Raw genomic sequence first — 6,364 nt, forward strand, 5'->3', positions numbered from 1 at the left:
TGCGGGCCTCCGGTGGTGGCGTTAGGTTCGGGGCATGACCTTGGAGCGCACACCTGCCCAGCACCCGATCGACATCCTCCCGGCCGCGCCGGCCGAGCTGGTGGTGACCAGCGAGGACTTCACCGACGGCTCAGCGCTGCCGGAGTCCGCCGGCTACGGCCAGGGCAACACCTCGCCGCAGCTGTCCTGGTCCGGGGCGCCCGAGGGCACCCGGTCCTACCTCCTCGTCTGCCACGACCCGGACGCCCCCGTCGTCGGAGGGTTCTCCCACTGGGCGGTCCTCGGCCTCCCCGCCGACGTCACCTCGCTGCCCACCGGCGCGGGTGAGGAGGGCCGCGAGCTGGGCGAGGGCGCGATGACGCTGGCCAACGACTTCGGCAGCCACGACTGGGCGGGGTGCGCCCCGCCCGAGGGGGACGTGCCGCACCGCTACGTCTTCACCGTCTGGGCGCTGGACACCGACGACACCGGCCTCGATGCCTCCAGCTCCATCGCCAAGGCCCAGTTCATGACGCTCGGCAACGTCCTGGCCCGCGGCTCGATCACCGGCACCTACCAGCTGTGACGCCCACCTGGACCTCTGCGCTGGACCGCCCCGACCTGCTGGCCGACCCTGTCCGGCAGGCGCTGGAGCGCATGGCCGCTGACGGGGCCGACGTGGCCGCGGTGGAGGTGGCCGAGATCGACCCGGACCAGGCCGACACGGCCGTGCTGGTGGAGGCCACGGGGTGGGACATGCGCGACATGGCCAACTGCATCGTCATCGCCGGGGCGCGCGCCGGTGAGGAGCGCGTGTGCGCGGCGCTGGTGCTCGGGCATACCCGCGCCGATGTCAACACGGTGGTCCGCAAGCGGCTCGACGTCCGCAAGTGCTCGTTCATGCCGATGGACGACGCCGTCGGGCGCAGCGGGATGGAGTACGGCGGCATCACCCCTGTCGGGCTGCCGTCGGACTGGCCGGTGCTGGTCGACGCCCGGGTCGTGCAGCGCGAGCAGATCGTCATCGGGTCCGGGGTGCGGCGCAGCAAGCTGAGGCTGCCCGGGGCGCTGGCCGCCGAGCTGCCGGGCGCCGAGGTCGTCGACGGCCTGGCCGTGGAGATCCCGGCCTGACGGACGGCGTCCCGTGAGAGTCGGGCAGGGTCCCGGCTCCCACGGGACACTCTGCCAGGCAGGCAGCCCGCCTCACTCACGGCACCCTGCATCCTCTGGACCGGGGCTGTCACCTGGTGCCCTCATGACCGGCCCCTGCGGTCGTCTCCCGCGCGCCTCGCACGGCATACCGGATCGTGGGCCACGCTGTCCCGGTGAGCATCGTCGCCGGCCCGACGCCGGACACCCAGGCCGAGGACCGCAGCGCCTACCGCGCGGTCACCATCTTCCCGCTGCTGGTGCTGGTGGCCGGCGCCGTCGGCTACGTCCTCGCCGGGCCGGTCTCCGGTGGCGCCGCGCTCATCACGCCCCTCCTGGGGGTCATCATGTTCGGGATGGGGCTGACCCTGACGCTCCCGGACTTCGCCCTGGTGGTGCGCCGGCCGCTGCCGGTCCTGCTCGGGGTGACGGCGCAGTACGCCGTCATGCCGCTCGTCGGCCTGCTCGTCGTGACGGTGCTGCGGCTGCCGGACGAGATCGCCGCGGGGGTCATCCTCGTCGGCTGCGTCCCGGGCGGCACGGCCAGCAACGTCGTGGCCTACCTCGCCCGGGCCGACACCGCCCTGTCGGTCACCATGACCTCGGTGTCCACCCTGCTGTCACCGCTGCTGACGCCCCTGCTCACCCTGTGGCTGGTCGGTGAGCGGTTGCCCGTGGACGGGCTGGGCATGGCTCGGACCATCGTCGTCATCGTGCTGGTGCCGGTCGTCCTGGGGCTGCTCGTCCGCCTGCTCCTGCCCAGGCTGGTGCAGCGGGTGCTGCCGGTGATGCCCTGGTTCTCCGTGCTGGTCATCTGCGTGGTGGTCGCCCTCGTCGTGTCGCTGTCCGCCGACCGCCTCGTCGAGGCCGGGCTGCTCGTGACCGCGGCCGTCATCCTGCACAACCTGCTCGGGCTCGGCATCGGGTATGCCGTCGGCCGCCTCACCGGGGTCGGCGAGCGGTCGGCGCGCACCATGGCCATCGAGGTCGGGATGCAGAACTCCGGGCTCGCCTCCGGGCTGGCCGCGGCCTTCTTCACGCCGGTCGCGGCGCTGCCGGGGGCGGTGTTCTCGGTCTGGCACAACCTGTCCGGGGCGGTGCTGGCCGGCCTGTTCCGCCGCCGCGACGCCCGCCAGGGCGGCTGACCGGGCTCGGCTCCGTCCCGTCGGGCCGGCCATCGGGCCCTGACAGCCCCGGCCGTCCGCCTGCCTCCCGTCACGGGTCCTCCCCTGCTGTGCGCGGTCGTGGCCCTCGGGGGGCCACAGGTGCCCACGACCTCGCCGCCACCTCACGTCCCCGGCCGCCACGGCTTTGAGCGAAGGTCCGGCTGACCGGCCCCGGCCGCGCCGGTCCCGGACGCCCGGACGGTCTGCGGACCACCCGCGACTACGGGGCCGCGACCGCCCTGGGGTCCCGCACGTGGACCACGCCGTTCGTCCGACGGATCTCGAAGAGCTCGGTCGCCTCGAGCAGCCCGCTGAGCTTGGCGTAGCCGTGGTTGCGCTCGTCGAAGGACGACTGGTTGCGGATGACGGCCCCCACCGCGCCGAGGTGGGCCCAGCCGTCCTCCTGCGCGCTCGCGGCGACAGCACCGCGCAGGAGCTTGACGAGGGCGGTGTCGCCGCGCAGCTGGTTCCGGGTCCGGCGACCCTGCGGCGCCGCCGGTGTCTCTTCCTCCCCGAGCTCCTCGAGGTAGAGGAAGGCGGTGCAGGCGCTGACCAGGGCACCGGCCGCCTTGCGTTCGCCGAAGCCCAGCACCTGCATACCCGAGTGCCGCAGCCGCATGACCAGCGGCGTGAAGTCGGCGTCGCTCGAGACCACGGCGAAGCCGTCGGCCTGCCCGGCGTGCAGGATGTCCATCGCGTCGATCACCATCGAGATGTCGGCGGCGTTCTTGCCCTTGGCGTAGGCGAACTGCTGCACCGGGTGCAGGGCGTGCGGCGCCAGCGCCTCCCGCCACGGCCCGAGCTGCGCTGCGGTCCAGTCGCCGTAGGCCCGCCGGATGGTGCAGGAGCCGTGCCGGGCCACCTCCGCCAGGATGTCCTGGATCTTCGCCGCCGGGGCGTTCTCGGCGTCGATGAGCAGGGCGATGCGGTGACTCCTGGTGGCCATGCGCCGAGGTTACCGCCCAGTCACCTCGAGTCCTCGTGCTCGGACACTCCTGCTGCCACCAGCAGTCGCAGGTCGGCCCGCCCTCGGCCTCAGCGCGGCCGGACCGCCCAGAAGGCCACGGCCGAGGCAGCTGCCACGTTGAGGCTGTCCACTCCCCCGCCCATGGGGATCCGCACGACGAGGTCGGCCTCCTCGACGGTCCGCCGGGAGAGCCCGTCGCCCTCCGTGCCGAGGACCAGCGCCAGCCGCTCCGGGGGCCGGGCCTCCAGCTCGTCGAGGTCCACCGCGTCCGCGGCGAGGGCCAGGGCCGCCACGGTGAAGCCGGCCTCGCGGAGCAGGCTCACACCGCCGGGCCACGGGTCGATCCTCGTCCACGGCACCTGGAAGACGGTGCCCATCGACACCCGGACCGCCCGGCGGTAGAGCGGGTCCGCGCAGCGCGGCGTCACCAGCACGGCGTCCACCCCCAGCGCGGCGGCCGACCGGAAGGCCGCGCCCACGTTGGTGTGGTCCACGACGTCCTCCAGCACCGCGACCCGCTGCGCCCGCGCCACGACCTCGTCGACGGTGGGCAGGGTGGGCCGGTGCATGGCGGCGATGGCGCCCCGGTGCAGGTGGAAGCCGGTCATCTGCTCGATGACGCCGGGACTCCCGACGTACACCGGTATGCCGTCCGCCAGGGCCGGTCCGACGAGGCCGCCGAGCTCGGTGGCCCAGCGCGGTGTGAGCAGCAGCGAGCGCATCCGGTGCCCGGAGGCCAGGGCGCGGCGGATGACCTTCTCCGACTCGGCGAGGTAGAGGCCCTGCTCGGGCTCCAGCACCCGCCGGAGCGCGACATCGGTGAGCTGGAAGTAGTCCCGCACCCGCTCGTCGCGGGGGTCCTCGACCCAGGTCGTGCCCTGCGGCAGGCCCTCCGGCGCACCGCTCATGTCAGCAGCAGGTTGACGATCGCCACCGTGCCGATGACGACGATGACCCCCCGCAGCACGGCCGGTGGCAGCCGGCGACCGACCCGGGCCCCGATGAGGCCGCCGAGGATGGAGCCGACGCCGATGAGCAGGACCACCGTCCAGTCCACGAGGTCCGGGGCGACCACGAGGAAGACGAGCGCCGCCACGAGGTTGGCGATGGTGGCCAGGACGTTCTTGATCCCGTTGATCTGCTGCAGACCCAGCGGCAGCAGGATGCTCATGATGCCCAGCAGCAGCACCCCCTGCGCGGCACCGAAGTAGCCGCCGTAGACCCCGGACAGCAGGATCCCCAGGACGAGCGCGACCCATCGCCCTGGGGTGAGGTGGTCGGCGTGCCGACGGGCCGCCCACCGCTGCAGCCGCGGCCCGAACACCACGAGCAGCAGCGCCACCAGGATGAGCACGGGGACGATGGTCTCGAACGCCTCGGCCGGCAGCACGAGCAGGAGCAGCGCGCCGATGACGGACCCCACGAGGCTGGCCGGCCCCAGGCGCCACAGCATCGGGCCCAGCGTGCGCAGCTCGTGCCGGTAGCCCCACGTCCCCGCCACCCCGCCGGGCACGAGCCCGAGCGAGTTGGAGATGTTGGCCGACACCGGGGCATACCCGAAGAGCAGCAGCACGGGGAACGTCACGAGGGTCCCCGAGCCGACGATGGTGTTGATGGTGCCCGCCGCCAGGCCGGCCAGGACGATGGCCAGGACCTCGAGGACGCTCACGCGGTGGTGCCGGGTGCGGCGCCGGCCGCAGTGGCGCCGGCCGCGGTGGTGCCGGTCGACGGCCCGTCCGACGTCACCGCGGCCCGGGCGGCCCAACGGTCACCGTGCCGGTCGACGACGAGAGGTATGCCGAAGGTCGCCGAGAGGTTCTCGGCCGTCAGCGTGAGCTCGATGGGGCCGGCGGCCACGACCTTGCCCTCACGGAGCATGAGGATGTCGGTGAAGCCCGGCGGGATCTCCTCGACGTGGTGGGTGACGAGCACCAGGGCCGGCGCGTCGAGGTCCTCGGCGAGGACGCTGAGCCGCCCCACGAGGTCCTCCCGGCCCCGGAGGTCCAGGCCGGCGGCCGGCTCGTCCAGCAGCATGAGCTCGGGGTCGGTCATGAGCGCCCGGGCGATCTGGACCCGCTTGCGCTCGCCCTCCGACAGGGTCCCGAAGCGGCGCGTGGCCAGGTGGGCGACCCCCAGCGCCTCGAGCAGCTCGGCGGCCCGCATGTCGTCGGTCTCGTCGTACTGCTCGCGCCACCGGCCGACCACGCCGTAGGCGGCCGTGACGACGACGTCGCTGACCCGCTCCTCGTCCGGGATCCGGTCGGCGACGGCGGCGCTGGAGACCCCGATGCGGGGTCGCAGCTCGAAGACGTCGACGGCGCCCAGCACCTCGCCCAGCACCCCGGCCACGCCGGTGGTGGGGTGCATGCGGCCGGAGGCCAGCTGGAGCAGGGTCGTCTTGCCGGCCCCGTTGGGTCCGATGACCACCCAGCGCTCGCCCTCCTCGACCGACCAGTCGACCTCGCTGAGCAGGTCGGTCGTGCCACGTCGGACGCCGACACCGGCGAATTCGAGGACATCGCTCATGGCGGGCCACTCTAGTCGGGGGCGGGGTGTCTACCATCGCCCCCATGCCTGATCACGAGCTGCCGGCGAGCGTGCGGGTGGCGCTGTGGGCCACCGCGGCCTTCGCGGGCCGCGTCGACGTGTCCCTGGTCGCCGCGCGGGCGCTGCCGGACGTCGACCACGTCGAGGGTCTCGCCGAGCCGCTGGCGATGTGGCAGAGCCTGGGCGAGCGGGCGGTCCTCGTCGCGCTCCCCCGCCCCGGCGATCTCACCGGTATGCCGCGGGGCTCGGCCGACCTGCTCGCCGCCGCCAGCGAGGCGGCCGAGTGCGTCTTCATCCCCGGCCTGGGCGGCGCGCTCGTGCCGGACCTGGAGCAGTTCGGTCCGGAGGGCGACCAGGGCTGGTCGGCCCGGTGGAGCCTGCACGGGGCGGACCCCTACCCGACCCACCGGGTCGAGGCGCTCGACCTGGGCCAGGTGGAGCTGGGCCTGCGGACCGAGCTCGCCGCGCACACCGAGGCGCTCGTCGCCGCCGGCGGGGCCCCGTTCGGGCCGGCGGCGCAGGAGCGGCTCGCGGGGGTGCGCCGGCTGTCGGAGGC

At 74.0% G+C, this 6,364-nt stretch carries 7 protein-coding genes and 1 pseudogene; 4 read left to right on the plus strand and 4 right to left on the minus strand.

Annotation, left to right across the window (positions count from 1 at the left end; genetic code table 11):
* Positions 1-34 precede the first annotated feature (34 nt).
* From EUS26_RS06930 to EUS26_RS06940, 3 genes are all read left to right on the plus strand, one after another.
* Entirely contained in the window at positions 35-565 is a 531-nt protein-coding gene (locus EUS26_RS06930; protein WP_130012513.1) for a YbhB/YbcL family Raf kinase inhibitor-like protein, read from the plus strand.
* Positions 562-1,110, plus strand: a complete 549-nt coding sequence (locus EUS26_RS06935; protein WP_238148841.1) for a YbaK/EbsC family protein — start codon at positions 562-564, stop codon at positions 1,108-1,110. The genes EUS26_RS06930 and EUS26_RS06935 overlap by 4 nt, the downstream gene beginning before the upstream one ends.
* 194 nt (positions 1,111-1,304) lie before the next feature.
* Positions 1,305-2,273 (plus strand): bile acid:sodium symporter family protein, encoded by a 969-nt coding sequence (locus EUS26_RS06940; RefSeq protein WP_130012515.1) that lies wholly within the window; start codon positions 1,305-1,307, stop codon positions 2,271-2,273.
* Positions 2,274-2,514: 241 nt separating this feature from the next.
* Here EUS26_RS06940 and EUS26_RS06945 read toward each other — a convergent pair whose 3' ends face one another.
* The 4 genes from EUS26_RS06945 to EUS26_RS06960 form a co-directional block, all read right to left on the minus strand.
* Positions 2,515-3,240, minus strand: a complete 726-nt coding sequence (locus EUS26_RS06945; protein ID WP_130012517.1) for an NYN domain-containing protein — start codon at positions 3,238-3,240, stop codon at positions 2,515-2,517.
* An 89-nt stretch (positions 3,241-3,329) separates the two neighbouring features.
* Entirely contained in the window at positions 3,330-4,169 is an 840-nt protein-coding gene (locus EUS26_RS06950; RefSeq protein ID WP_130012519.1) for a TrmH family RNA methyltransferase, read from the minus strand.
* Positions 4,166-4,930 carry a sulfite exporter TauE/SafE family protein gene (locus EUS26_RS06955; protein ID WP_130012521.1) on the minus strand — a complete coding sequence of 255 codons (765 nt, stop codon included), beginning with the start codon at positions 4,928-4,930 and terminating at the stop codon, positions 4,166-4,168. The genes EUS26_RS06950 and EUS26_RS06955 overlap by 4 nt, the downstream gene beginning before the upstream one ends.
* Positions 4,927-5,787, minus strand: a complete 861-nt coding sequence (locus EUS26_RS06960; protein WP_238148842.1) for an ABC transporter ATP-binding protein — start codon at positions 5,785-5,787, stop codon at positions 4,927-4,929. The genes EUS26_RS06955 and EUS26_RS06960 overlap by 4 nt, the downstream gene beginning before the upstream one ends.
* 44 nt (positions 5,788-5,831) lie before the next feature.
* Here EUS26_RS06960 and EUS26_RS06965 point away from each other — a divergent pair.
* Positions 5,832-6,364: pseudogene (locus EUS26_RS06965) on the plus strand (hypothetical protein); the annotation flags it as partial.

It is taken from the genome of Serinicoccus sediminis (genome assembly GCF_004153545.1).
Taxonomy (GTDB): domain Bacteria; phylum Actinomycetota; class Actinomycetes; order Actinomycetales; family Dermatophilaceae; genus Ornithinicoccus; species Ornithinicoccus sediminis_A.